27 protein-coding genes are annotated in these 25,440 nt (G+C 64.4%); 12 read left to right on the plus strand and 15 right to left on the minus strand.

Annotated features, from left to right (window positions below):
- Window positions 1-5 precede the first annotated feature (5 nt).
- Both phaP and Q4S45_RS05005 read right to left on the minus strand, forming a co-directional pair.
- Window positions 6-443 (minus strand): TIGR01841 family phasin, encoded by a 438-nt coding sequence (phaP, locus tag Q4S45_RS05000; RefSeq protein ID WP_305509718.1) that lies wholly within the window; start codon window positions 441-443, stop codon window positions 6-8.
- 160 nt (window positions 444-603) lie between these two features.
- On the minus strand, window positions 604-1,635 hold the full coding sequence (locus tag Q4S45_RS05005) for an NADP-dependent oxidoreductase (RefSeq protein WP_305509720.1): 1,032 nt from the start codon (window positions 1,633-1,635) through the stop codon (window positions 604-606).
- 141 nt (window positions 1,636-1,776) lie between these two features.
- On the opposite strand from Q4S45_RS05005, the gene purU reads away from it, so the two are divergent.
- The 6 genes from purU (at window position 1,777) to Q4S45_RS05035 (ending at window position 6,799) form a co-directional block, all read left to right on the plus strand.
- Complete coding sequence (purU, locus tag Q4S45_RS05010) at window positions 1,777-2,646, plus strand: formyltetrahydrofolate deformylase (protein ID WP_305509721.1); 870 nt, start codon at window positions 1,777-1,779, stop codon at window positions 2,644-2,646.
- Window positions 2,647-2,662: 16 nt separating this feature from the next.
- Entirely contained in the window at window positions 2,663-3,205 is a 543-nt protein-coding gene (locus Q4S45_RS05015; protein WP_305509723.1) for a YaeQ family protein, read from the plus strand.
- Window positions 3,206-3,326: 121 nt separating this feature from the next.
- The gene (locus Q4S45_RS05020; RefSeq protein WP_305509725.1) at window positions 3,327-3,635 is read left to right on the plus strand and encodes a DUF2946 family protein; all 309 of its coding nucleotides are present in this window, start codon (window positions 3,327-3,329) and stop codon (window positions 3,633-3,635) included.
- A gap of 48 nt (window positions 3,636-3,683) precedes the next feature.
- Window positions 3,684-4,118 (plus strand): copper chaperone PCu(A)C, encoded by a 435-nt coding sequence (locus tag Q4S45_RS05025; protein ID WP_305509727.1) that lies wholly within the window; start codon window positions 3,684-3,686, stop codon window positions 4,116-4,118.
- Window positions 4,119-4,131: 13 nt separating this feature from the next.
- A complete protein-coding gene (locus Q4S45_RS05030) occupies window positions 4,132-4,533 on the plus strand; it encodes a YcnI family protein (RefSeq protein WP_305509729.1) in 402 nt (133 codons plus the stop codon).
- 10 nt (window positions 4,534-4,543) lie between these two features.
- Window positions 4,544-6,799: a TonB-dependent receptor gene (locus Q4S45_RS05035; protein ID WP_305509731.1), complete on the plus strand. Its 2,256-nt coding sequence runs from the start codon at window positions 4,544-4,546 to the stop codon at window positions 6,797-6,799.
- Window positions 6,800-6,861: 62 nt separating this feature from the next.
- On the opposite strand, the gene Q4S45_RS05040 is transcribed toward Q4S45_RS05035, so the two are convergent.
- The gene (locus Q4S45_RS05040) at window positions 6,862-7,617 is read right to left on the minus strand and encodes a head GIN domain-containing protein (RefSeq protein WP_305509733.1); all 756 of its coding nucleotides are present in this window, start codon (window positions 7,615-7,617) and stop codon (window positions 6,862-6,864) included.
- Between the two features lie 177 nt (window positions 7,618-7,794).
- Here Q4S45_RS05040 and Q4S45_RS05045 point away from each other — a divergent pair, with 177 nt between their 5' ends.
- A complete protein-coding gene (locus Q4S45_RS05045) occupies window positions 7,795-8,433 on the plus strand; it encodes an SAM-dependent methyltransferase (protein WP_305509734.1) in 639 nt (212 codons plus the stop codon).
- Here Q4S45_RS05045 and Q4S45_RS05050 read toward each other — a convergent pair whose 3' ends face one another.
- Complete coding sequence (locus Q4S45_RS05050) at window positions 8,434-9,147, minus strand: hypothetical protein (RefSeq protein WP_305509736.1); 714 nt, start codon at window positions 9,145-9,147, stop codon at window positions 8,434-8,436.
- Window positions 9,148-9,310: 163 nt separating this feature from the next.
- Between Q4S45_RS05050 and Q4S45_RS05055 the strand changes: the two genes are divergently transcribed.
- Both Q4S45_RS05055 and Q4S45_RS05060 read left to right on the plus strand, forming a co-directional pair.
- Window positions 9,311-10,432, plus strand: coding sequence for a type IV pilus twitching motility protein PilT (locus Q4S45_RS05055; RefSeq protein WP_305509739.1), 1,122 nt, complete (start codon window positions 9,311-9,313; stop codon window positions 10,430-10,432).
- A gap of 395 nt (window positions 10,433-10,827) precedes the next feature.
- On the plus strand, window positions 10,828-11,229 hold the full coding sequence (locus tag Q4S45_RS05060; protein ID WP_305509741.1) for a DUF6632 domain-containing protein: 402 nt from the start codon (window positions 10,828-10,830) through the stop codon (window positions 11,227-11,229).
- 53 nt (window positions 11,230-11,282) lie between these two features.
- Here Q4S45_RS05060 and Q4S45_RS05065 read toward each other — a convergent pair whose 3' ends face one another.
- The 8 genes from Q4S45_RS05065 to Q4S45_RS05100 form a co-directional block, all read right to left on the minus strand.
- Entirely contained in the window at window positions 11,283-12,557 is a 1,275-nt protein-coding gene (locus Q4S45_RS05065) for a cytochrome c (protein ID WP_305509743.1), read from the minus strand.
- Window positions 12,554-13,261, minus strand: coding sequence for a c-type cytochrome (locus Q4S45_RS05070; protein WP_305509745.1), 708 nt, complete (start codon window positions 13,259-13,261; stop codon window positions 12,554-12,556). Before Q4S45_RS05070 ends, Q4S45_RS05065 begins: the two co-directional genes overlap by 4 nt.
- Before the next feature lie 40 nt (window positions 13,262-13,301).
- Window positions 13,302-13,928, minus strand: a complete 627-nt coding sequence (locus tag Q4S45_RS05075) for a hypothetical protein (protein WP_305509747.1) — start codon at window positions 13,926-13,928, stop codon at window positions 13,302-13,304.
- Window positions 13,929-14,077: 149 nt separating this feature from the next.
- The gene (locus Q4S45_RS05080; RefSeq protein WP_305509749.1) at window positions 14,078-14,332 is read right to left on the minus strand and encodes a DUF6036 family nucleotidyltransferase; all 255 of its coding nucleotides are present in this window, start codon (window positions 14,330-14,332) and stop codon (window positions 14,078-14,080) included.
- Window positions 14,329-14,631: a hypothetical protein gene (locus Q4S45_RS05085; RefSeq protein ID WP_305509751.1), complete on the minus strand. Its 303-nt coding sequence runs from the start codon at window positions 14,629-14,631 to the stop codon at window positions 14,329-14,331. The genes Q4S45_RS05080 and Q4S45_RS05085 overlap by 4 nt, the downstream gene beginning before the upstream one ends.
- On the minus strand, window positions 14,612-15,061 hold the full coding sequence (locus Q4S45_RS05090) for a type II toxin-antitoxin system Phd/YefM family antitoxin (protein WP_305509753.1): 450 nt from the start codon (window positions 15,059-15,061) through the stop codon (window positions 14,612-14,614). Before Q4S45_RS05090 ends, Q4S45_RS05085 begins: the two co-directional genes overlap by 20 nt.
- Window positions 15,062-15,182: 121 nt before the next feature.
- Entirely contained in the window at window positions 15,183-15,770 is a 588-nt protein-coding gene (locus tag Q4S45_RS05095) for a 3'-5' exonuclease (protein WP_305509755.1), read from the minus strand.
- Between the two features lie 10 nt (window positions 15,771-15,780).
- Window positions 15,781-16,248, minus strand: a complete 468-nt coding sequence (locus Q4S45_RS05100) for a ProQ/FINO family protein (protein WP_374046078.1) — start codon at window positions 16,246-16,248, stop codon at window positions 15,781-15,783.
- A 557-nt stretch (window positions 16,249-16,805) separates the two neighbouring features.
- On the opposite strand from Q4S45_RS05100, the gene rpoD reads away from it, so the two are divergent.
- Window positions 16,806-19,346 (plus strand): RNA polymerase sigma factor RpoD, encoded by a 2,541-nt coding sequence (gene rpoD, locus Q4S45_RS05105; protein WP_305509759.1) that lies wholly within the window; start codon window positions 16,806-16,808, stop codon window positions 19,344-19,346.
- Window positions 19,347-19,475: 129 nt separating this feature from the next.
- Here the strand turns inward: rpoD and Q4S45_RS05110 are convergent, their stop codons facing one another.
- Both Q4S45_RS05110 and Q4S45_RS05115 read right to left on the minus strand, forming a co-directional pair.
- Window positions 19,476-19,778 carry a hypothetical protein gene (locus Q4S45_RS05110; RefSeq protein WP_305509761.1) on the minus strand — a complete coding sequence of 101 codons (303 nt, stop codon included), beginning with the start codon at window positions 19,776-19,778 and terminating at the stop codon, window positions 19,476-19,478.
- A gap of 179 nt (window positions 19,779-19,957) precedes the next feature.
- Window positions 19,958-20,443, minus strand: a complete 486-nt coding sequence (locus tag Q4S45_RS05115) for a C40 family peptidase (protein WP_305509763.1) — start codon at window positions 20,441-20,443, stop codon at window positions 19,958-19,960.
- Between the two features lie 378 nt (window positions 20,444-20,821).
- Between Q4S45_RS05115 and Q4S45_RS05120 the strand changes: the two genes are divergently transcribed.
- On the plus strand, window positions 20,822-21,718 hold the full coding sequence (locus Q4S45_RS05120) for an alpha/beta fold hydrolase (protein WP_305509764.1): 897 nt from the start codon (window positions 20,822-20,824) through the stop codon (window positions 21,716-21,718).
- Here Q4S45_RS05120 and Q4S45_RS05125 read toward each other — a convergent pair.
- On the minus strand, window positions 21,707-23,104 hold the full coding sequence (locus Q4S45_RS05125) for a diguanylate cyclase domain-containing protein (RefSeq protein WP_305509765.1): 1,398 nt from the start codon (window positions 23,102-23,104) through the stop codon (window positions 21,707-21,709). The two genes, Q4S45_RS05120 and Q4S45_RS05125, sit on opposite strands and share 12 nt — an antisense overlap.
- A gap of 343 nt (window positions 23,105-23,447) precedes the next feature.
- On the opposite strand from Q4S45_RS05125, the gene Q4S45_RS05130 reads away from it, so the two are divergent.
- Window positions 23,448-25,421: a methyl-accepting chemotaxis protein gene (locus tag Q4S45_RS05130; RefSeq protein WP_305509766.1), complete on the plus strand. Its 1,974-nt coding sequence runs from the start codon at window positions 23,448-23,450 to the stop codon at window positions 25,419-25,421.
- Window positions 25,422-25,440 lie beyond the last annotated feature (19 nt).

Consider the following 25,440-nt stretch of genomic DNA (forward strand, 5'->3'; position numbering starts at 1 on the left):
GTGGATCAGTGGGGTTTGCCGGCGGGATTGCCTTCGCTGGCGGCGAGAGGGGAGGTGACGCCGGCGGCGGCATGGCGCACCAGCTCGTCGGCGACCGCGCCGGCGCTGCGGCTCGCTTCAGGAATCCGGGCTTCGGCGGCGTGCGTGAAGTCGGCCTGGGCGCCGGCCAGCACGCGCAGCAGGTGCTCCTGCCAGGAGCGGATGCGCTCGGTGGCCGGCTGCAGCTGTTTCATGGCGGCCTGGGAATACTGGACCGGGTCGGTGCATCCGAGCAGTTCGCGGCTGGCGTGCAGCGATCCTTCGATCGTCTGGCGCGCCAGTTTCAGGTTCATTTCATTGAGCTGGCGCGCGGTGTCGAACGCCTTCTGCGAGAATTCGTTGATGAAGTCGACCTGCGATTCGAGGTGCGAACGCAGGGCGGGGTTGTCGCTTAAAAATTGCATGATGTCCTCAGCTTGAACGTGACGAAATGGCGCCGTCGGGAAGACAGCGCGCATTCAGGTAGATGCCGTTTGGGGCGCTTAGTTCAGGCTAATTCCGAGGAAGATGGGGAGGGTCAAGCAAGATGGGGTCAGGTCCGCGGGACCAGACCCCGGGCATCCATTACGCGTCGGCGACTTTCAGAACCAGTTTGCCGAAATTTTTCCCTTCGAAGAGCATCAGCAGCGCGTCGGGGAAGTGCTCCAGGCCCTCGACGACGTCTTCGCGGCTCTTGAACGTGCCTTCCTTCATCCATTTGGCCAGCGCGGCCACGCCTTCCGGATAGCGCGGCGCGTAATCGAACACGACCATGCCTTCCATCCGCGCGCGGTGCACCAGCAGCGACAGGTAGTTGGCGGGTCCTTTGACCGGCGTGGTGTTGTTGTATTGCGAGATGGCGCCGCAGATGACAATGCGCGCCTTCATGTTGATGCGCGAGAGCACGGCGTCGAGGATCTCGCCGCCGACGTTGTCAAAGTAGACGTCGACGCCGTTCGGGCAATGCTCCTTGAGGCCGGCGCGCACGTCGCCGCCCTTGTAGTCGATGCAGGCGTCGAAGCCGAGTTCTTTCACGACGAAGTCGCACTTGTCCTTGCCGCCGGCGATGCCGACCACGCGGCAGCCCAGGTGCCGGGCGACCTGGCCGACGGTCTGGCCGACCGCGCCGGCCGCGCCCGACACCACCACCGTTTCGCCGGCCTTGGGTTGGCCCACTTCGATCAGGCCGAAGTAGCCGGTCATGCCGGGCATGCCGAGCGTGTTGAGCCAGGTGGTCAGCGGCGCCATGCGCGGATCGATCTTGAAGAAGTTGCCGTACTTGTCGTCGGCCGCGCCGGCCCAGTAGGCCTGCACGCCGATGCCGCCCGACACGTAATCGCCCACCGCGAACTTCGGCGACTTCGATTCCACCACGACTCCGACGCCGCCGGCGCGCATGACGTCGCCGATGCCGACCGGCTTGATATACGACTTGCTGTCGTTCATCCAGCCGCGCATGGCCGGGTCGAGCGACAGGTACAGCGCCTTGACGATGATTTCGCCATCGCCGATCTCGCGCACCGGCTCCGTCACGTGCTGCCAGTCGGTCGGTTTCGGCAGGCCCACGGGGCGGGCGGCGAGGCGAAATTGCTGATTCTGCAGGACGGTGGCGGGCATGGCGCTTCCTTCGAATGTGGGTTGGAGCGGATCACTATACCGCAAAATGCACGGTCGTACTATTTTGACCATGGTGGCGTATTGCCCAGCCCGTGAGACAATAGCGGACTCGCCCGAGATCGACTTGCCCCGCCCGCCGCCATGACGACGCCCGAATACATCCTGACCTTGTCCTGCTTCGACCAGCGCGGCATCGTGCATCGCGTATCGGGCTTCCTCGCGGACCACGGCTGCAACATCATCGATTCGGCGCAGTTCGGCGACGCCGAATCGAAGCTGTTCTTCATGCGCGTGCATTTTGCGCTGGAAGACGCCGGCGTGGACGACAGCGACCTGCGCGCCGATTTTGCGGCGCTCGGCGAATCGATGGCGATGAACTGGCAGCTGCACGACGCGCACGCCAGGCCGCGCGTGATGCTGATGGTGTCGAAGATCGGCCACTGCCTGAACGACCTGCTGTTCCGTTACAAGAGCGGGCTGCTGCCGGTGGAGATTCCGGCGATCGTGTCGAACCATATGGACTTTTATCAGCTGGCGGCCAGCTACAACATCCCGTTCCACCACCTGCCGCTGGCGGCCGGAGCGGACGAGGGAGCGAAGCTGGCGCAGGAAGCGAAGGTGCTCGAGTTGATGGCCAGCCACAAGATCGAGCTGGTAGTGCTGGCGCGCTACATGCAGATCCTGTCGCCGGGACTGTGCGAGGCGATGCGCGGGAAGGCGATCAACATTCACCACTCCTTTCTGCCCAGCTTTAAGGGCGCCAGGCCGTACGCTCAGGCGCATTCGCGCGGCGTGAAGCTGATCGGCGCCACCGCGCACTTCGTCACGGGCGACCTGGACGAAGGGCCGATCATCGAACAGGACGTCGAACGGGTCGACCACGCGATGAGCGCCGAGACGCTGTCGGCGATCGGGCGCGACGTCGAATGCGTGGTGCTGGCGCGCGCGGTCAAATGGTTCGTCGAACACCGCATTTTGCAAAACGGCGACAAGACAGTCGTCTTCAAATAACTCACACCTAGAATTAATGGCACTCAAAGCGACAATCTACAAGGCAGAACTGCAAATCGCGGACATGGACCGCAACTACTACGGGCAGCACTTGCTGACGGTGGCGCGGCATCCGTCCGAGACCGACGAACGCGTGATGATCCGCGTGCTGGCGTTCGCGATTCACGCCAGCGAGGCGCTGACGTTCACCAAGGGCCTGTTCGACACCGACGAGCCGGACCTGTGGCAGAAGGACCTGACGGGCGCGATCGAGCTGTGGGTCGAAGTGGGGCAGCCCGACGAAAAGCGCCTGATGAAGGCGTGCGGACGGTCCGAGCGCGTGGTGGTGTACAGCTACAGCGCCACCAGCCATATCTGGTACAAGCAGATCGCCAACAAGCTGGAACGCGCCAAGAACCTGGAAGTGATCAACATTCCGGCCGAAGCGAGCGCGCAGCTGGAGAAGATGGCGAACCGGAACATGCAGCTGCAGTGCACGATCCAGGATGGGCAGATCTGGCTGACCGACAGCATCGAGACGGTGCTGATCGAGCGCGAGACGTTCAAGGCTATTCGCTGACCGCAACAAGCTCGGGGTCAGGTCCGGCGGACCTGACCCCATCTTCTATATAATCCACCACATGCGAATTAAATCGACAAGCTGGCGCTGGACCCTCTGGAGCGCGTGTTTCGCGATGCTGATGAACGCGCTCGCCCCGTCGATCTCGCACGCGATGGCGGCAAGGCAGAGCGTGCCGGCGACCTGGGAAATCTGCAGCGTCGATGCGCCGCAGGCATCCAAGCACGCCAGCACCCACCAGGCCGACGCGATGGCCGATTGCGGCTATTGCCTCCCGCACGGCGGCAGCTTTGCGCTGATGCCAACCACGGTCTCCGGCCTTGGCCTGATCGGCGGCCACGCGCTGCGCCCATTCCTGTTCTACCGCGCGCCGCAGCCGCTGCTCGCGCTCACCGCGGCGCCGCCGCGCGGTCCTCCTTCGGTTTCCTGATTCGCCACGCCGCCGCCAGGCGCCAAACCAAATCAATCAGGAACCACCATGAACAAGCATGTATTCGCGCTGATCGTTTCGATCGCGCTCGCCTCGACCGCCTTCGCCCAAACCACCGTCACCGAACCCTGGGCGCGCGCCACCGTGCCGCAGCAAACCTCCGGCGGCGTCTACCTTCAACTGCGCTCGCCCGACGCCGCGCGCCTGGTCAAGGCCACGTCGCCGGCCGCCCGCTCGGTCGAAATCCACACGATGGAAATGAACGGCCAGATGATGAAGATGCGCGAAGTCGACGCAATCGACCTGCCGGCCGGCCAGAGCGTCGGCAACTTCCACATCATGCTGATGGGCCTCAAGCAGCAGCTCAAGGAAGGCCAGTCCGTGCCGCTGTCGCTGACCATCGAGCGCAAGGGCGGCAAGCGCGAAACCGTCATGGTCGATGCACCGGTCAAGCCAATCGGATTCACGCCGGGTCATCACTAAACAAGGAAGAGCCATGAAATCATCGACCTTGTTGATCGCGGCCCTGCTGGCCGCGCCGATGGCGCACGCGCATATCACCATCGAACAGACTTCGGCGCCCGCGGGCGCCTATCAAAAGCTGACCTTCCGCGTCGGCCACGGCTGCGAAGGCAGCGCGACCAGCGGCATCACCGTGATCCTGCCCGAGGCGATCGCCCGTGCCAAGCCGATGCCCAAGGCCGGCTGGGCAATCACCATCGGCGAGCGTGACGTGAGCTGGAAGGGCGGCCCGCTCCCGGATGCGCAGTACGACGAATTCGTCATGCAGGTGAAGCTTCCCGCCGCGGCGGGCAAGCAGGTATTCAAGGTGATCCAGCAATGCGAGAAGGGCCGCGCCGAATGGACGCCGGCCTTCGACGTGATGCCGCCGCAATAAAGAGGGCAGCATGAAGTCCATTCCTTTCCATCGCGGCCAGATGGCCGCGCTGGTGGCGTGCGCGTTCCCGGCGCTGGCGCTGGCCAACCACGTCCCCAAAAATATCGAGACCGTCGTCGTCAGCGGCGGGCGCCCGACCACCTTGCCGACCCAGATTCCAACCACCATCGAGGGCATCACCGGCGAACAGGTGGAGGACCGCATCAACGCCACCGACAGCGAAGACGCGCTGAAGTACTTTCCGAGCCTGAACGTGCGCAAGCGCTATATCGGCGACTACGACCACGCGGTGCTGGCCAGCCGCGCTTCCGGCACCGGCAACAGCGCGCGCTCGCTGGTGTACGCGGACGGCATCCAGCTGTCGAATTTGCTCGGCAACGGCGCGACTTTCACGCCGCGCTGGGGCATGGTGGCGCCGGAAGAAATCGAGCGCGTCGATGTGCTGTACGGGCCGTTTTCCGCGGCGTATCCGGGCGGCTCGGTCGGCGCCGTGGTCGATTACCAGACGCGCATGCCGGACAAGCTGGAGGCGCACGTGAAGCTGTCGGCGTTCAGCCAGCGCTTCAAGCTGTATGCGACCGACGACCGCTACTCCGGCTGGCAGGGCAGCGCTTCGGTGGGCGACCGGCAGGGTGCGTGGTCGTGGTGGATCGACGTGTCGCGGCTCGATAACGCGGGGCAGCCGATCACGTTCGCCAACAAGCTGGTGTCGACGGGCGTGACCAGCAACGCCGGGGTGCCTGTCACCGGAGCGATCGCCGACCGCAATCCGGCCAACAAGGCATGGCTGATCATCGGCGCGGCCGGGCAGACCGATACCGTGCAGGATCATGCGAAAGTAAAGCTTGCGTACGATATTTCGCCGGTGCTGCGGGCCAGCTACACGCTGGGATGGTGGGGCAACGATTCGGTGCGCAATGCGCAGTCGTATCTGAAAATGGGGTCAGGTCCGCAGGACCAGACCCCGGCCGTGATCAATATCGACGGCCGGCGCTATGACGTGAAGGCGTCGGACCTTGCGCCGTCCGTCGCTTCGCTGTCGCACCTGATGCAGGGGTTCTCGCTCAAGCGGCATGCGCGCGCGGAGTGGGACTGGGAAGTCGCGGCCAGCAAATACGATTATCGCGAAGACCGGGTGCGCACGCCGACGGTGCTGGCGGCGACCGGGCCGGGAACGATCACCGACATGGCCGGCAGCGGCTGGACCACGCTGGCGCTGAAGGGCATCTGGCGCCCCAACGCGGCGCACGTCGTCGAGACAGGCGTGCAGTCGGACAGCGCGCATCTGCGCACGCGCGTGTCGGCCAGCGGCGACTGGATCGGCGGGGCGCCGGCATCGATTGTCTCCAGGTTCAATGGCGATACGGGTCTGCAAAGCGTGTACGCGCAGGACACCTGGCGCTTTGCACCGCAGTGGAAGACGACTCTGGGCGCCCGCATCGAGCGATGGAGTGCGTTCGGTGGCGAACTGGCCAACGCGTCGAGCACGGTGCAGTTCGGCGAACGGCTTGAAACCAGCGTGTCGCCCAAGGCGGCGCTGTCGTTTGCGGCGGCGCGGGACTGGACCTTGAAAGCGTCGCTCGGCCGCGCGGTGCGCAACCCGACCGTTGCGGAGCTGTTCCAGGGCTCGATCGTCGACAATGCGATCGTCAACAGCGATCCGCTGCTGCGCGCGGAGAAGTCGTGGACGGGGGAATTCAGCGCCGAGCGGGTGCGGAACGACGGCGTACTGCGCGCGACTGTGTTTGCCGAGCGCACGCGCGACGCGCTGTATTCGCAGCCGCTGACGGCCACCGTCAACACGGTGCAGAACATCGGGCGGATCCGCACCAATGGACTGGAACTGGCGTACCAGGCGGACGATGTGCTGGTGAGTGGCCTGTCCTTGTCAAGCAGCGTGACCTACGCCGACTCGATCATCACGGAAAACCGCGCGCTGCCTGCCAGCGTGGGCAAGCGGCAGCCGCGGGTGCCGGCGTGGCGGGCCAACCTGCTGGCGACATATCACACCGGCCAGCACTGGACCACCAGCTTCGGCGCGCGCTACAGCGGGCGGCAGTACAGCGCGCTCGATAACAGCGACGTGCATGGCGATACTTATATGGGGGTGTCGGACTACCTGGTGACCGATGTGCGGGTGCGCTATCGGATGAACCGCAACTGGAGCGCCTCCGTGGGGATCGACAACCTGGGGAATGCGAAGTACTGGGCGTTTCATCCGTATCCGCAGAGGACTCTGATCGCCGAAGTACGATGGGATCTTTAGCGGCGGCGATAAAAATGGGGACTAGGCGTCCCCGTCGCTCCGGCGGACCTGACCCCAAAACCTTAACGCAGGGACCCGAGGCGGGTGGCGGTGCCGGAGCCCATGACCGATTTGCTGACCTTCGGGTCGCCGTAGTACTTGACGTCGCCCGAGCCGACGATGCTGACGTCGAGCGTGTCGCGCACCGAGATGGTCGCTTCGCCAGAGCCGGCGATGTTGACGCTGGCGCGTTCGGCTTTCAGCTTGCCCAGGTTGACGTCGCCCGAGCCGGCGATCGACAGCGACAGGTTGGACGCGCTGCCGCCGCTGACTTTCAAATCGCCGCTGCCGCCAAGGTCGATCGACAGCGTGTCGCTTTCCACGCCTTTGATGTTGATGGCGCCGGAGCCGCCCAGGTCCACCGTCAGTTTCGGACCGCGCAGCGCATCGGAATCGATGCTGCCGGAGCCGCCCAACGCCAGTCGGTCGATGGCCTTCGCGTTCACGACGATCTTCAGGCGGCGCGGCTCGATGCCGATGTTGCGCTTGTTCGTGCGGATCTGCAGGACGCCGTTTTCGACCACTGTTTCGATCAGCGGCATCAGGTTGTCGTCGGTCTCGATGGTGACGCCTTCGGTGGCGCCGATGCGCAGGTCGACGCTGCCGGGAAGGCCCATCGAGACGCCCGTGAAGTGGCCAGGCGCGCGCGCTTCGGTCTTGAAGTGGCCGCTGCCCTGCGTCATTCCGAGGCCCCAGCCGCCGGCGTACGTGGCTGGAGCGACGACGGCGAGGGCGAGCATGGTGGCGGCGAGGCGGCGGGTCAGGCGGGGTGCGGTCATGGCGTGGTCCTTTCAAAGAGATATAGGTCTGACCGTATAGTAAGAAAACCGCGTTCCGCGTGGCTGGCGTTTGCGACAGATTGCGCGCCGGGCCGGACAGAATGCAAATTTGCGCCCCCGAGGCGGTATCATGGCGGGTCCGGACAGGCGTCCGGCACGTCACATTATTGGAATCTCATGTTATTTATCACCATCAAACAGGGCAAGGAAAAGAGCCTGCTGGCCGGCGACCCCTGGATTTACGCGTCCGCGATCGAAAAAGTCGAGGGCAAGCCGAACGAGAAGATGAAGCCCGGCTCCACCGCCGTGGTGCAGTCGTCGTCGAAGAAGTTTCTCGCTCGCGCGGCCTACAATTCGAAGTCGCAGATCCGCGCGCGGGTCTGGACCTTCGACGAGGCCCAGCCGGTGGACCACGCGCTGATCAAGGGCCGCGTGCAGGCGGCGCTGGCCAAGAGCGCGCCGGCGGCGAAGAAGGCCAAGCCGGACCAGGTGGTCAGGCTGATCAACGCCGAGGCCGACGGCTTGCCCGGCCTGCTGGTGGATTCGTTCGGCGGCCAGGACGGCTGGCTGATCTGCGAATTCCAGGCCGGCGGCGTCGATGCGTGGAAAGTGGCGATCGTGCAGGCGCTGATGGCCGGCACCGGCTGCAAGAACGTCTACGAGCGTTGCGATGAACTGGTGCGCAAGGGCGAAGGCCTGCCGCTGATCGACGGCGCGCTGGCCGGCGAGGAGCCGCCCGACGACGTCACCGTCACCGAAGGCGGCGTGAAGTTTTCGCTGGACCTGAAAACCGGGCACCGCAACCGCTTCCGCTAATCAGAAGCTGCTGCCCATCTGCGCGGCGACCTCGCCCAGGCACGAATGCGATAGCCGTTCGGTTTCGGCGCGGGTGTCGAGCGCGCGCTGTTCGACTTCCACTTTCGCCAGTTCGGCGGTGATGAGGGGGCGCAGCCAGTTGTCGATCTGCCCCTGCAGCATGTCCAGGCCCTGGTGGAGCGGGGCGAGCAGGGGGCGCGCCTCATACCTTTGCCGCAGTTCTTCGCGCACCCGCCGTTCGATGCGCGGCAGGTTGTCGGCGTAAATTTTCACGTGCTGCATCTCGTGCTCGAACACCGCGCGGTACGAGCAGGACATCGGGTGGAATTCGCGCGCCACGTAGACGTCGAGCGGGTGGTAGCTCAGTTCGACGTCGATGCGCGGGGCGATGCATTCGCGGCCGCTGGCGACATCGACCAGGGCGGGGCCGTCCACATAAATCTCGGCGCGGGTGCTGCTGGAGGTCATGCCCATCATGGCCTCGCCGGCGGAGGTGTAGGCGCCCTTGTTGGTCAACACGCGGCTCGACAGGCTGTTGTGCACCACGAAGTCCGGCGCGTGCGTGCGTACGACGATGGTGGGGCGCATGTCGCGCTCGCAACGTTGTTCGAATGGGTCGGCGGGGGCGGCGGCGGACGGGCGTGGGATCAGCCAAAGGATCAGCAGGAGCAGCAGGGCCAGCACGGCGATGCGGACGAGGTGGGACTTTTTCACGGCAACCTCCGACAAATTTACCGATATGAATATCCTGCGCCGCCCGCGCCCGTTTGCCAAGCCCTATTCGCATGCACAATTTATATTTCGGTTATGCAATTTTTAGGGCGGAGTGGTTTTATAATTGCCGTCATTCACCACCCAGTTTAGCCGAGACCGTTCGATGGAAAACCACCAGTCCTCCCAGATTCGCACCCTGACGTATGTCGAAAATGAAGACCACCCGGTGTTCGGGACCCTGGTCGAGCAGATTTTGCACCTGTTGAACTCGCGGTTGATCTTTTCCGACATCATCATCCACCAGAACAGTCCGCTGATGCTGCGCCAGCCGAAGGGGCTGGTGGCGGTGACGGACTCGCCGATCACCAAGGAAGAGCTTGAAGAGTTCTTCGAGGTCATCGAGCCGAACTGGGCAGAGCGGATCGCCGACCGCGCGTTCGACCGCTCGATCGACCTGCACACCGCGCGCATCCGCGCCAACTGCTTCACCTTCCAGGGCAAGAAGCGGCTGGGCTGCGTGATCCGGCGCTTCCCGAAGGAGCCGATCGCGCTGGCCGAACTGGGGCTGCACCGCGACGAGCAGGAGTTCGCCCGCCTCACCAGCGGCCTGGTGCTGATCATCGGCGACACCTGCCAGGGCAAGTCGACCACGATCGCGTCGATGCTCGACGAGATCAACAAGCACCGCTCGGGGCACATCATCACCATCGAAGACCCGGTCGAGACCCTGATCCCGCAGCGCAAGTGCATCGTCACCCAGCGCGAAGTGGGGCTCGATGGCGACGTCGAAAGCTACTACCTGGGCGCGCTCGATGCGCTGCGCGAGCGGCCGGACGTGATCGTGATCGGCGAGATCCGCGATGCGCAGACGGCGCAGGAAGCGCTGGCGCTGGCCGAATCGGGGCCGCTGGTGCTGGCGTCGCTGCATGCGCGCTCGACCGAGCTGGGACTGCAGAAGATGCTGCGCCTGCTGGGCAACTCGGAAGCGCAGTCGCAGGCGCTGGCGCATGCCTTGCGCGGCGTGCTGTGCCAGGCGCTGCTGCCGTCGTCGGAGGGCAACCGTTATCACCTGGCGACCGAATGTCTGACGCCAGGGCCGGCGATCATGCGCATGCTCGAGGCGGGCGACATTTCCGGCATTCGCGAGCACATGAACCGCGCCCAGGACGAAGGCTGCCACACGATGAACGCGTCGCTCGAGACGCTGCTGTCCGGGCACAAGATCAGCGTCGAGGATGCGCGCAACGCCACTACCGATCGCATCGGCTTCGCGGACATGGTTTAAGGGTGCTGACCCTAATGCCGTTAAGTTAAGCCGTCGTACCTGCGCAGGCAGGTACCCATACTGAGCATGCTTCACCTCGTCGGCATGTTCAGCATGGGGGAAACGCATGCGTTTCCCCTGCGCGGGCACGACGGTTTTTAAGCTGACGCGCCTCCGTGCAGTGCTGATTTACTCCTTAACTTAAAGGCATTAGGGTCTGAACCCGGTGTTTCCGTTGGTGGGCTGACCCCGGTTGAGTTGGCCGGTATCAAACCGGGGTCAGACCCCCTTAAAAGAAGAACCGGGGTCTGACCCCAGCGCCAGTGGTTTTTTATTGGGTGCGGACCGTAAAAATCGCTTCCGTGCTGTCCAACCTTCCGAGCGCGTTGCAACGCCAACGCCGCAAGGAGAATCCCATGGATACCGCCCAACGCCTGAAGTACTTGCGTGTCGTATTAATAGTCACTGGAATCGCGAGCCTTGCCCTCTATCCGCTGATGCTCTTCTGGCCATCGGGATGGGCGTGGCACACCGGTCATTCGGACTACCCGATGATGATTGTCGGGATCTACGCGACGCTCGGTGTTTTCTTGATCCTGGCGGCACGCAATCCGCTCGCCAACCTGAGCCTCATTTGGTTCACTGTGTGGTCGAGTATCGTCCACAGTGGAATCATGGCTGTCGAGGCGCTGACCGGCGCGGGGAAGATGGGCCATCTGATGGGAGATGTGCCGGCGCTTTTCATCGCTGCGGTTGTGCTGGCCGCGCTCACCCCTCGCGGGACGGACACAGATGCCGTGCGCGGCGCCGTAGCCTGAACACTGTCCGGACGCGAGGCGCGACGGATCGCAGCCATACGGATCATGTTGGATCAATCCAGCGGCGTGCTGCGGTAGCGGTTCACCTCATTTGCCGTCACCGGCGGCGCGCGGTTGTTCCAGCTGGCGCGCAGATACGTCACCACCGCCGCCACTTCATCATCATCCATCACGTGGCTGTATGGCGGCATGCCGTACGGCCGCGGATTGCCTTTCGTCCCCGGCGCGAACCCGCCATTGAGCACGACCCGGATCGCGTTTGCCGCCGAATCCATCGTCAGCGCGCGGTTGCCGGCCAGCGGCGGATACGCCGGCGGCAGCCCCTTGCCGTCGTCGCCATGGCAATCCACGCAATGCGTCTCATATAGCTTCTTCCCCTGCGCGACCGCCTGGTCCACCTGCGGCCCCTTGATCTCCTCGCGCTGTTCGGCCTTGGTCGCCGGCAGCGATTTCAGGTAGGTCGCCATTGCCGTGACATCCGGTTCGCTCACATGCTGCAGGCTGCGCGCGACGACTTCGGCCATCGGCCCGAACACGGTCGCGCGCGGCGACACGCCGGTTTGCAGCAGCTGCACGATGTCGTGGATCTCCCACGATCCCAGGCCCGCTTCGGCGTCGGAGGTGAGCGACGGCGCGTACCAGTTCACGGTCGGAATCAGCCCGCCGCCAAGTCCGCGCACGCTGGCGCCGGCCGCGTTGCGCGTCGCGTGGCATGCGCTGCAGTGGCCCAGGCCGTCGACCAGGTAGGCGCCGCGGTTCCACTGCGCCGTCGCATCGGGCGCGGGTCGGAATACCTCCGGCTTGAAAAACACCAGGCGCCAGCCGGCCACCGCGAGCTGGGTGTCGAACGGAAAGCGCAGCTTGTGCGGCTTGTTGGCCAGCTTTACTGGCGGCAGGCTGTGCAGGAAGGCGTACAGCGCATCGGCGTCGGCGCGCGTGACCTTCGTATAGTTCACGTAGGGGAAGGCGGGATACAGCAGGCGGCCGCCGCGCGCCTTGCCGTTGTGGAGAGCGCGCCAAAAGTCGTCCGCGCTCCAGGCGCCGATGCCGGTGTCGCGGTCGGGCGTGATGTTGGGCACGAAGATCGAGCCGAACGGCGTCTGCATCTCGCGTCCGCCGGCCCATGCAGGACCGCCGCGCGCCGTATGGCAGGCCATGCAGTCGCCGACGCGGGCGAGGTAGGCGCCGCGCGCGATGTTGTCCGGTGTGGCGGCGAAGGCGGCGGGCGAAGAGGCCGCGACGAACTGTTCGCGCGGCCAGGCGAGGATCGCCGCGAACAGGGCAATGGCCGCCAACACGGCCGCGATGCATAAGATTTTCTTAGTCATGGGGCGCTGCCGCAGTTGATTGGTAGCGGCCGGGCCACGGACGTTGCCGGCGCCGGGTCGGGCGGCAGCGGGCGTTGGCCGAGCCAGGAGGAGATCGCGGCGACGTCGTCCACGCTGAGGCGGGCGGCGATGTCGGCCATGCAGTCGGGCGCGTGGGCGCGGCGGGTCTTGTTCTTCCAGGCGCCGAACTGGGCGTTGATGTAGTCGCGCGGCAGGCCGGACAGGCCGGGAATCGCGGGCGCCACGCCAGTCAGGCGCTCGCCGTGGCAGGCGATGCAGGCGGGCACCTTGATGGCCTTGTCGCCTTCGCTCACCAGCAAGCGGCCTCGTTCGAGCACCGCGGGCGCGGCCGTCGTCGGCTGGACCGGCGGCGGCTTCAGGTGCTGCATCGAAAAGTAGTCGGCGATTTCCTTGAGGTAGGCGTCGGGCATGTGATCGACCATGTAGGTCATCAAGGGATAGGTGCGCCGGCCTTCGCGGAAGTTGATCAGCTGGTTGTACAGGTAGCCGGCCGGCTTGCCCGAGATGCGCGGAAAGAACGCGTCCTTGCCCTCATTTTTCGCGTGACAGGAAGTGCAGGCGATGACGCGCTGCTCCATCGTGTCGGGCAACACGGCGGGGCGATCGCCGGCCAGCGCGGGCAGGGTGGTGGCGCAAAGGGTCGCAAGCGCGGTCAGGCGCAGCAGTCGGGCGGGCAGGGGCATCGGCGTTCGCTCAAAATCGCGCGGGGGATGGCGCGGAAGCTCAAGCATAGCGCGTTTGACAAGATTGCGGCGGCCAAGCTGAGCCAGCGCCGGGCAAACGTCTTTGCCGAACTCCCCCCTGGTGCGTCACGCGGGACCGCAATTCGGCGTCGCGAAAAATCGACTTGACCTTGTCGATATCGAACGGCCCTTCGACCAGCGTTTCGTGATCCCATGCGCTCCTGGCTTCTGGCGGCGCGAAAAAATCGCCGCCGTAGACGTGGAGCGCGCACGTCATTTTGCCAATCGGATTGAGCACGGAGTGGATAATGTCGCGATCGAGCAGGGCGACCTCTCCGCTTCCCAGGGTCCTGGCCTGTACCGCTTCGATCCGCGTCGTCGTCCTGCGCCAGAAAATGTTGTCTTCGCGGCCCGAATAGATGCCGATCACTGCAAACATCTGGTGGTTGTGCGGCATCAGGCACATGTATGGCGCCCAGACGAAGTTGATAATCGTCAGCTCCGGCGACCTGTAAAGCGGTGTGATGCCGGCATGTTCCGGCGGGCCAAGCACGTCCATCACCGCGCCGCTATCGGACACGGCCGCCGCCATCACTTCGCGCATCGCATCCTGGCCCTCGGCCGCCGCCTTGATGCAACTCTCGATGAATCGATCCTTCTCGAACATGATTTCGCCCCGCTTGCGCGCATCGCCGCGCGACCTTGAACACACTCAGTCTAGGACAGGAGGGCACTCCCGTCCACGGAGACCAAGCGCGTGGCGAGGTCGGGCTCGGTGCTGGGGCGTCGTTGCGGTGATTTTTTCCGAGGGTCGCATCATTTGTCGCTGTTGGTCAGGTGTCGACAATCTCGGATTAGCCGGGTCAGCAAATCCGTCATATTCGATTTCCTTTTCTTCGATACTTTCGTCATCGCGATGCGAAGCTGAACGACGATTGGATCCACTAACTTTCTGACCAGAAGTTCGCGAATGAAAATCCTATCTTTGTCTCGCGCCGCTGCAAGCTTTGCCACGACCAGGTCATGAGGATCGATGCAATACGCCCTTATGCCTGGAGTAGCATCGGTCATTTGAAGATGGAAATGCGGCTTTTCCAGTCGCGGGGTAGCACTGCCGTGCGTTCGTCGACCGGATCCGCGTAGTAGCCATGGGTCTGATGGAAAGGGGAGTCAACGCCGATGACGTTTAGAAAGTCGGAGTGCTGCGGTTTGTTCCTTGCAAAAATATCGACTTCCTGGGACACCAGGATAGCATCCGCCAGGTCGGGGTATTTTCCGTCCAACGACTGGCTGCCGATGATGAAGAATTCAGTGTCCTCGCAAATCTTGCCGGCGGCGCGGACGACATGCTCAACGTGAGATCTCCGCATTGAGTTCCTCGACCATGGATTGAGGGAGCATTCCCACATAAGGGATCGACTGGCGCAGCTCGTTACTACGTTCGTCCAACCCGACCATAGCCTTGATCATCGCCATTTCGTCCGAGTCGAGGATGATCGCCTCCCACGCTTCGTAAGCTGGTCCGCTTACCCCGGTGCCACGCCATCGCTCGATGTTGGCAAGCGAGTGGCGTTTGATCGCCTCGAGCGGAAAATTAGCCAGCACCGCGCAGGACAGGCGATGTTTCAGGCGGTCGAGCTTGTCTTGCGCGTTCGGTGGTGAAAGCGGCGGCGTACTTTCGACGGATGTGAGCTGGACGGACGGTTTGCCGTGAACGGTAATGACGACTGGATGGCGCAGGGCGGCGCGAAGCACCTCGCCGAGGCGATTCTTAGCTTCTTTTGCGGTGTAGGTTTCCACTCAAACCTCCTGGGACTCAATTGTCACCGTGTGATTTGATGATAGTAGCTATTTTAGCTGATTTGCGCCCTGGCCGGGCGATCTGTGCAGGGGGCGCAGGCGAAGCGCGCCGGGCGAGCAATCAGCCCCCGGCTTGTTCCTCGCGCCAGTGCCGATACACCTTCAACGCCACGTGCGCGTCGTCGGCCGCATACAAGATCTGCTTTTCCGACAAACGCGGCAGCGCCCAGTTGGTGGTGGTGATCTTCTTCGATTTTTGCAGCGCGCGGCCGAAATAGCGCGCCACGGCGGTCTTCGCGCCCAGCGCATTGCGCTCGCCCTTTTTCTTCAGCGCGTGCGCCAGGTCGACCACGTTGGCAGTCTCGATGCCCAGCTTGACCTTGAGCCGCTTGACGTCGTCGGCCAGCCCGAATCCCACCTTGAGAATGTCGGGCGACTCGAGCACCGCCTTGAGCACTTCCACCGCCGGCATCGCGCCGATCTGGAACAGGTAGGCGGTGTGGTCGGTTGCCAGCTGCACCAGGTGCGGGCCGGTCGACACCTCGCCCTTGAGAAAGGTTGGCTTCGATTCGGTATCGAAGCCAACCACGTCCATCGCCATCAGCGCAGCGAGCGCTTCGGCGGCGTCGCGGTCGGACTTGACCATGCGAACGTTTTCCAGCTTGATGCCGTCATACGGCGGCAGCACCACTTCCTGGTCGATCTGCATCTGAACGGGCTTAGCCGTTACGGGAGAATTTGGAGGCCAGCTGCTGCAGCTTTTCGGCGCGCAGGCGGTTCGCTTCCTCGGCTTGCGCCGCATCGCGCTCGGCCTTCTTGCGCTCGGCTTCTTTCTTGAAGCGCTGCTGCAAGGTTTCCTTGGCGTGCAGGCGGTGCGTATCGGTCACTTCGGCGCCGGCGGTGCCGTCGAGGTCGTAACGGACGGTGGCTTTTTCCATCGCCCGCAGGTAGCGCAGCGAGCCGGTGTGGATGCCCAGCGCGGCGCGCATGGTCTTGCGGTCGAGCTCGGGCATGCGCGCGAGCAGTTGCTTGTCGATGCCGATGGCGAGCGGCAGGCACTTGCCGAACGCGGGGAACTGTTGCTGCAGTTGCTTGAGGAGGGTGCGCGCACTCATTGCGGCAGGCGCGACCGGTGCGGCGGCCGGGGTGTCGACGGTGTCTTCGACGACAGGGCTAGTTGTATTCATTGACTTCATAGTAAGAGCTGGAACCGGAAGGATAGCATGGGACCTTTCCCCTGTGCTGCGGCAATCGGCCGACCTGTTGTTTTGATACGCCCGCCGGCCGCCAGTTCCCCTCCCGAACGCGCCGCGTACGGCGAAATCGTGTATGATCCGCCCCTTGCTCTGCGCACGGCTTGCGCCAGCGCAGACCGTCCGGAGAGCCCGGAGGAAAGGTTTGTTTCCGCGAAGTATTCGATTTTGTTATATCCGACATTGGATTTTTCAATTATCGTGCGATGCAACAATGCGGCATAATTGCACCTGTCTCCTCTATTCTCCTCGGAAAATAGATTCAAGCCCGGTTCAAGAATCGGGCTTTTTTTCTTTCTGCCATGCACAGCGCCATGTTGAAATCAGCACCCGAATCCGCCCTCGAACGCATCCTGTCGTGCTTGATTTCAGCCAGTTAGCCCCGAACTAAGGGGCTATCCCCCGAACATCCTTCCATCGGGCCCGCCGCACCGGGCTTTGGTGGATCTTTGACTTCGCTGGCGCGCCCCGCCCGCGACTGGAGAGTTTTAATGACGAAAACCACCGCCAAGACCCTGACCCTGACCGCCAAGAAGGCAGCGCCGCGCAAGGCCGCTCCGCTCGCCGTGCCGAAGACCGCCACCTCGTACTTCATCGAAGGCGAGGCCGCCGCCAAGGTCACGGTCGTCAAGACGCGTTCGCGCCTGGCGGTCGCCGCCGCGGCCAAGGCCGACGCCGAAGCGGCGCACGTCGAAGCGGTCGAGGTAGTTGAGGCAGTCGAGGCGGTTGCGGCCGAGGCGCCCGAGGCGCCGGTCACCACCATCGTCAAGAAGCGCGTGTCCAAGCTGGCCGCCCTGAAGCAGGCCGAGGCGCCAGCCGCCGCGGCGGACGAGCCGGCGGCGCCGAAAGCGGTGAAGGTGCGCGTTGCGCGCAAGCCGGTCGAAGCCGTGCCGGTCGTGATCCAGACCGCCGGCCAGGCCGTCAGCCAGGTCACCGACGCCGCGACGCTGGCGCAGATCGACACCTCCGGCTACCTGCTGCCATCGGTCAAGGTGCCAGGCCGTCGCGGCCGCAAGCCGAGCGAATTCACGCCCGAGAACGATGAAGTGGCAGCACTGAACGCGGTCGAGCGCGCCGAGCTGAAGGCGGTGTCGAAGGCCAAGGAGCGCAAGGCCAAGGGCGGCCTGGCCGGCGCGCTCGCCGCCGATCCGAAGATTTCGGAAGCGGACATGGAGCGCCGCCGCAACCAGATCAAGAACCTGATCAACATGGGCAAGGAGCGCGGCTTCCTGACCCACGCGGAGATCAACGACCAGCTGCCAGAAAACATCATCGATCCGGAAGCGATCGAAGGCATCATCGCGACCTTCAACGACATGGGCATCGCGGTGTACGAGCGCGCCCCTGACGCCGACATGATGCTGTTGACCGACAATGTGCCGACCGCGACCAGCGACGACGAAGTCGAAGCGGCCGCCGCGACCGCGCTGTCGACCGTCGACTCCGACTTCGGCCGCACCACCGACCCGGTGCGCATGTACATGCGAGAGATGGGCGCCGTGGCGCTGCTGACGCGCGAAGGCGAGATCGAGATCGCCAAGCGCATCGAAGCGGGCCTGAAGGACATGGTCCAGGCCATCTCCGCCTGCCCGACGACGATCGCCGAAATCATCGCGCTGTCGCACAAGATCGAGCGCGACGAGATCAAGGTTGACGAGGTGGTCGACGGTTTCGTGGACCTGAACGAAGCCTCGGCCCCGGCCGCGCCGGCGCCGCACGTGGCCGCGTCGGACGACGACGAGGAAGAGGAAGAAGAAGTCGAAGAGGAAGACGGCGACGCCAACGGCGGTGCGGCCGGTTTCTCGACCGAGCAGCTGGTGCAGCTGCGCCGCGCCGCGCTGGACAAATTCCTCATCATCGAAGCGCAGTTCGAAAAAATGGCCAAGGCGTTCGAGAAGGACGGCTACGGCTCGAAGAACTACGTCAAGGCGCAGGAAGTCATCTCCAACGAGCTGCTGGGCATCCGCTTCACCGCCAAGGTCGTCGAGAAACTGTGCGACACCCTGCGCGGCCAGATGGACGAAGTGCGCTCGATCGAGCGCGCGGTGCTGGAAATTTGCGTGAACCGCTGCGGCATGCCGCGCGCCCACTTCATCAAGGTATTCCCGGGCTGCGAGACGGACCTCGAGTGGGTGGACCGCGAAGTGGACTGCAACTATCCGTACAGCGCCGTGCTGGGCCGCAACGTGCCAGCCATCAAGCAGCACCAGGAACGCATGATTGCCCTGCAGGCGCGCGTGGCGCTGCCGCTGGCCGACCTGCGCAAGATCAACAAGCAGATGGCGGCCGGCGAAAAGCGTGCGCGCCACGCCAAGCGCGAGATGACCGTGGCCAACCTGCGCCTGGTGATTTCGATCGCGAAGAAATACATCAACCGCGGCCTGCAGTTCCTCGACCTGATCCAGGAAGGCAACATCGGCCTGCTGAAGGCGGTGGACAAGTTCGAATACCGCCGCGGCTACAAGTTCTCGACCTACGCGACCTGGTGGATTCGCCAGGCGATCACCCGTTCGATCGCCGACATGGCGCGTACGATCCGCGTGCCGGTGCACATGATCGAGACGATCAACAAGATGAACCGCATCTCGCGCCAGATCATGCAGGAAACCGGCAGCGAGCCGGACCTGGCGACCTTGGCGCTGAAGATGGAAATGCCCGAGAACAAAGTGCGCGAAATCATGAAGATCGCCAAAGAGCCGATCTCGATGGAAACGCCGATGGGCGAGGACGGCGATTCGCAGCTGGGCGACTTCATCGAAGACAACGCCACGCTGGCGCCGCTCGACGCCGCGCTGCACGCCTCGATGCGCAACGTCATCAAGGAAGTGCTGGACTCGCTGACGCCGCGCGAAGCGAAAGTGCTGCGCATGCGTTACGGCGTCGAGATGTCGAACGACCACACGCTGGAAGAAGTGGGCAAGCAGTTCGACGTTACGCGCGAGCGGATTCGCCAGATCGAAGCGAAGGCGATGAGCAAGCTGCGCCAGCCGTCGCGCTCGGACAAGCTCAAGAGCTTTCTGCACAACCAGTAAGCCGGGCCAATTCGGTCGCATATAAAAAAGCCGCGTCCTCCGCAAGGGGACGCGGCTTTTTTTCGGTCTTGGGGTCGGGTCCGGCGGACCTGACCCAGGGTTTGACTGCGACGCAAGGAGATCACATTGTTAGCGTAGTTCGATCAGCGAACTCTCCTCGAACAACAATAAGATCCGGTTAGTCGCGACGAGAGGAGCGCGCGCCATCGCCAGCTCCCCATAACGCCCGCTGCACATCGCAACGCCGCTGCCGATTTCGCCAGGCTGCGCTGTTCCAAGATCTGCGGCACTGATACGCTTCGCGCCCGGCGCGGTGCCGCGATTGAGCTCACCGATGACCGTTGCGACTGCGTGATCGCGCAGCTCCCATCGCACTGTACCCTCGCACTTGTCGAGGAACGGTGCATCCAGTGAGGTAGCCGACAGGTTCACCGAGCGTCCAATCTGGGCCCGGAGGAATCGCATAGTCGCTTCGCCGCAACCCGCCGGACATGAAACGCGAGCTACTTTCCATTCGGATTTCGAGAATGGCTGTGGCGCCCGCGCAAAGGCGCACGCGGACACTGCAAGCGCCGCGATCATCGTCCCAATTAGAGCGGCACCCTTGCGCATCATGCCATCACCGTCGCTGCGGAGAGTACGCCGCGGCCCGCGTTCATTGCCACTGTGGACAAACCGCACGGGCGCCGGATCTTGCGCGTTCGTTCTCCCCAGTATGGATTGCTGAACTTGACGTCCTTAACCCCGGTTGACGATTGAGATCCGATCCACGTCACGGAATCGAGCACGATGCCGATATGGTTTGGAGCCCCCCCGCTGGCGGGAAAAATTACGATGTCGCCGGGCTTCTTGTCAGCGTCCTCAACGTCCTCGAAGAGAGTGCTGGTCTTATAGCCTGCGACGTTCATTTGATACGAGGCGCTGGCGTTCGCGAACAACGCCGCGAAAATGTAGGAAACAAATCCGGAACAATCGAAGCCTGCAGTGGTTTTGCCTCCCCAGGTATAGGGCTTGCCGGCGGCGGCTCCGGCCACTTCGATGGCTTTGGCTGCGATTCCGGCACCGCTCACGGCGGCGATGGATTGGTCAACGGGCATGGCGTTTCCTCTATGGTGATCCGACTCGGGGGTAATCGATTGCTATTGACCCGATTCTTGACGACTTGATGCAGTTCCGCCACCTATTCAAGATGTCAGGTAGACCGCCAGCCATCGGCCGCTGCCTGCCCATTGGGTCTGACCCGCGGGTCAGACCCTAATGCCGCAGTGGGGACGCGGCTTTGTTCGTTCCAACAATCTCGCAGCGTTGGCAGCATCGGGGTCTGGTCCTGCGGACCTGACCCCAGTTCTGCGAGCCGCGCCAATTTTGATCATAACTTAACGGCATTAGGGGCAGACCTTGGTGTAACGCCAGCCAGGACTTGACATCTCGAGCGCGCTTGCTTGATTATATGGCAACACTCAACAGGAGCCAGCATGCCGATTCCATCCTTCGCCCGCCGCACCTTCCTCGCGTCGCTGCTCGCCCTGGGCGCAGCCGCCTTCGCGCCGGCCTACGGCCTTGACCTCAAGCTCGAGCGCATCAGCGTCACCACCGTAGGCAAGGGCAGCGATGTGGTGCTGATCCACGGCCTCAGTTCGTCGCCGCGGGTATGGCGCGAACTGATCGCCGCGCAGCCGAACCACCGCTACCACCTGGTGCAGATCGCCGGATTCGCCGGCCGCCCCAGCGGCGCCAATGCCGACGGCGACGTGGCCGCCCCAGTGGCAGAAGAAGTCGCGCGCTACATCGCCGCGAGCGGACTCAATAAACCGGCGGTGATCGGCCACTCCATGGGCGGCACGATCGGCATGATGCTCGCCGCGCGCCATCCCGAGTCGTTGTCGAAGCTGATGGTGGTCGACATGGTGCCCTTCCTCGGCGCGCTGTTCGGCCCTCCCGGCACGACCGCGCAAAGCGTCAAACCGATCGCCGACGGCTGGCTGGCGCAGTCGCGCGCGGCCGAGCCGGCGGCGCGCCGCGCGCGCTCGGAAGCCAACATCAAGACCATGATCGATACGGTCGCCATGCGCCCGGGTGCCCTCGACGATTCCTTCACCAGCGATCCGGATGTGGCGGCGCGCGCCATGCATGAACTGATCGCCACCGACCTGACGCCGGAACTGGCGCGCATCAGCGTGCCGACGACCGTGCTGTATGTGACGCCGAAGGCACCGGGCCTGACGGACGAGAAGATCGACGGCTTGTACCAGGCGGCCTACACGCCGCTGAAGGGCGCGAAGCTCAAACGCATCCCGGCCAGCGCGCACTTCATCATGTGGGATCAGCCGGCGACGTTCCAGGCCGAAGTGAAGACCTTCCTAGGTGACTGAAGATGGGGTCAGGTCCGCCGGACCAGACCCCGATACCGCCGCTGCCTGCTCCTGCGCGCGCCGCTGCTTGACCGCATACATCGCCGTATCGGCGTAATCGAGCAGCTGCAGCACGCTGTCGCCATGCTCGGGGTACATCGCCACGCCGATGCTTGGCCGCGAGACCACTTCGCGCCCGCCGATATCGACCGGGCGCTCGAACGCCTGCAGGATCTTCTGCGTCACATGCTCGGCGTCCTGCGGCGTGGCCACCGCTTCGAGCAGCACCACGAATTCGTCGCCGCCCAGCCTTGCCACGGTGTCCGCCTCGCGCACGCAGTGCTGCAGGCGCACGCCCACTTCCTTGAGCAGCAGGTCGCCCGCCCAGTGCCCGTACCGGTCGTTGACCTGCTTGAACTTGTCCAGGTCCAGGTAGAGCAGGGCGAACCCCTGCGCGCTGCGCCCGGCGCGCGCGAGCGCCGATTCGAGGCGGTCATGGAACAGCTGGCGGTTGGGCAGCCCGGTCAGCGCGTCGTGCCGCGCCATGTGCTGCAGCTGATGCTGCATCTGCATCCGCTCGACGGCGGTGTCGAGCTGCGCGGCGACGAACTGCATCAGCGCCTGGTCCTGCTCGGTGTAAGGCGCCGCGCCAGGCAGGCTCCTGACGACGATGGCGCCTACCGTGCTGTTGCCCGATGCGAGCGGCACGCCCAGCCAGTACGGTGCGACCGTGGCGCCGGCGGCGCGCAGCGCTTCCGGCAGCGCATCGCGGTTTTGCGGTGTCAGCAGGAGCGGCCGGCCGCTGCGCGCCACGTGTGCGCACAGCGGCGCGGCCGCCGTCATGTCCGGCGCGGCCGCAACGCCATGTTCGTCGACGTGGTAGGACAGCGTCACCAGGTCCTGCTGCTGGTCGTACAGCGCGATGGTGAAGCCGGGCGCCGGCAGCAGTTCCTTGACGATCTGGTGGACCAGCGCGAACAGGGCCGGCAGGCTGCTGGCGGCGATGGCCGCCTCGGAAATTGCGTACAGCGCCGCGCGCAGGCGTTCGCCGCGCTTGCGCTCGGTGACGTCGCGCGCCACCGCGATGCGCAGCTGGTCCGCCTCCGACCAGCGCGCCGTCCACATGATGTCGATGTAGTGGCCGTCCTTGTGCACATAGCGGTTTTCGAACAGGGGATCGGCCGGCCCGGCGATCACTTCGTCCACCCGCGCCAGCGTGCGCGCGCGATCCTCCGGTGCGACCAGGTCGATCATGGACATTCCCACCATGTCCTGCGGCCGGTAGCCGAAGATGCGTTCGCCCGCCGCGCTGACGAACACGAAGCGGCCGGTCATGTCGACCGCGCATACGGCGTCGAGCAGCAGGTCCAGGACGTTGGCGGAAAGTGTGAAATCTGCGGTTTTCATCTGGTAAAGAGTGTAGCCGATATCGCTCGCGGCGGCTGCGGCGCCGGGCCGCATTGCCCATGTTGGCACCATGCCAAGGGTGATCTTTTGTCACGCGGCAAATCGAAGCGCGCCAATCGCCCGTAGGATCGCTTTAAGTTGACGGACCGTCCAGTAAACGACTCCGCGATGCAACAGATGAGCGCAAATCCATTGTCGAGGACCGATTTTCGTTGACGCTGCTGGCGCTTCCGTTAGACCATTCTGTATGGCAATTTTTTGCCGCTCCTCCATCCGCCATTCCTTCAGAAAGCTCCCCGTGGTTGTCCAATTCCTACGCAATTTGTCGATCAAACAGAAGCTCATGCTCAGCATGGCTGCCTGCCTGCTGCTGTTTCTTGCGATTTCCGCAACGCTCAGCATTACCCTGACCGGAAAGGGACTGCGCACCCGCGTGGTCGAACAGGAACTGCCGGCCGTGGTCGGCGAGATCCGCAACGACATCCTGCGCCAGATCGCGTTGCCGATGTCGGCATCGCTCGCCGTGGCGAACAACACCTTCCTGACCGGCTGGGAAGCGGGCGGCCTCGATGAAGCCGGCGTGGCCGCATGGGTCGCCTACGCCGAGAAGGTCAAGGCGGTCAACAAGGCCGCCACGGTTTTCTGGGCCTCCGAATCGACCGGCAAATTCTTCACCGAGAAGGGCTACGACCGCACGCTGACCAAGACCGCGCCGGCCGACCAGTGGCTGCCGGCTTTCCTCGCCAGCGGCAAGGCGTATGAGCTGAACCTGCAGCGCGACGTGACCACCAAGGTCATGATGATGTTCATTAACGCCCGCGTCGACGCCGGCGCCGGCAAGCTCGGTGCGGCCGGCCTGGGCCTGTCGGTCGATGCGATGGCCAATTCGGTCAGCGCCTACCATGTCGGAAAATCCGGTTTCGTCTACCTGGTGCGCGCCGACGGCACCGTGCTGGTGCATCGCGACGCCGCGCTGGCCGACGGCAAGCACCTGCTGAAGGACCTGCCGGGCATGGGCGAGGCGCTCAGCGCCAAGCTGCTGGGCGGCGCCAAATTCACCCACGCCTCCTACCAGGCGCAGACCGGCACCCAGATCGTCGCGTCGAGCTTCGTGCCGGAACTGAACCTGTACGTGATCGCCGAAGTGCCGGAAGCCGAAGTGCTGGGCGACGTCGTGCGCTCGGCCTCGATCACCGCGCTGATCGCCGGCCTGGTCGGCGGCGGCGTGAGCCTGCTGGTGATCTTCCTGGTCAGCCGCGCGATTGCCGCCCCGGTGGCGCGCGCCGCCACCATGCTGGGCGAGATCGCCGACGGCGAGGGCGACCTCTCGCGCCGCATGCCGGTCGAAAGCGGCGACGAAGTGGGCGCGCTGGCCGATGCCTTCAACCGCTTCGTGTCCTCGCTGAACGGCACCATCAGCGATGTGCGCGGCAGCACCCAGACCATCGCGCTGGCCTCGCGCGAAATCGCCGAGGGCAACTTCAACCTGTCGAGCCGCACCGAAGCGCAGGCGTCGAGCCTGGAAGAGACGGCCGCCGCGATGGAAGAACTGACCTCGACCGTCAAGCAGAACGCCGAGAACGCGCGCCAGGCCAACCAGCTGGTGATGTCGGCCAGCGGCCACGCGGTCAAGGGCGGCGCCGTGGTGGGCGAAGTGGTCACCACCATGGGCTCGATCACCGACAGCTCGCGCAAGATCGCCGACATCATCGGCGTGATCGACGGCATCGCGTTCCAGACCAACATCCTCGCGCTCAACGCCGCCGTCGAAGCGGCGCGCGCCGGCGAGCAGGGCCGCGGCTTCGCGGTCGTCGCCACCGAAGTGCGCAACCTGGCGCAGCGTTCGGCCGGCGCGGCCAAGGAGATCAAGACGCTGATCGTCGATTCGGTCGAGAAGGTCGAAGCGGGCAGCCGCCTGGTCGACACCGCCGGCGCCACGATGACGGAAATCGTCAACTCGGTGCAGCGCGTGGCCGACCTGATGGGCGAGATCGCCGCGGCCAGCAATGAGCAGAGCCAGGGCATCGGCCAGGTCAACCAGTCGATCGCCGAGATGGACAACGCCACGCAGCAGAATGCAGCACTGGTGGAAGAGGCGGCGGCCGCCGCGTCGTCGCTGCAAGAGCAGTCGGCGCGCCTGGCCGAAGTGGTCAGCGTGTTCAAGCTCGATGAAGCCGCCAAGGCGCCGGTTGCGGCGCGCGCTGTGGCGAAGGTGACGCCGGTCGCCAAGGCGGCTCCGAAGCCGAAGGCGGTAGCTGCGCCGCGCAAGGCGCTGCCGGCGGCGAAGGCCGAAGCGGACCAGTGGGAAGAGTTTTAAGCGGAGTCAGAGACGATGG

The sequence above is a fragment of the Massilia sp. R2A-15 genome (assembly GCF_030704305.1).
Classification (GTDB): Bacteria; Pseudomonadota; Gammaproteobacteria; order Burkholderiales; family Burkholderiaceae_D; genus JAFCUW01.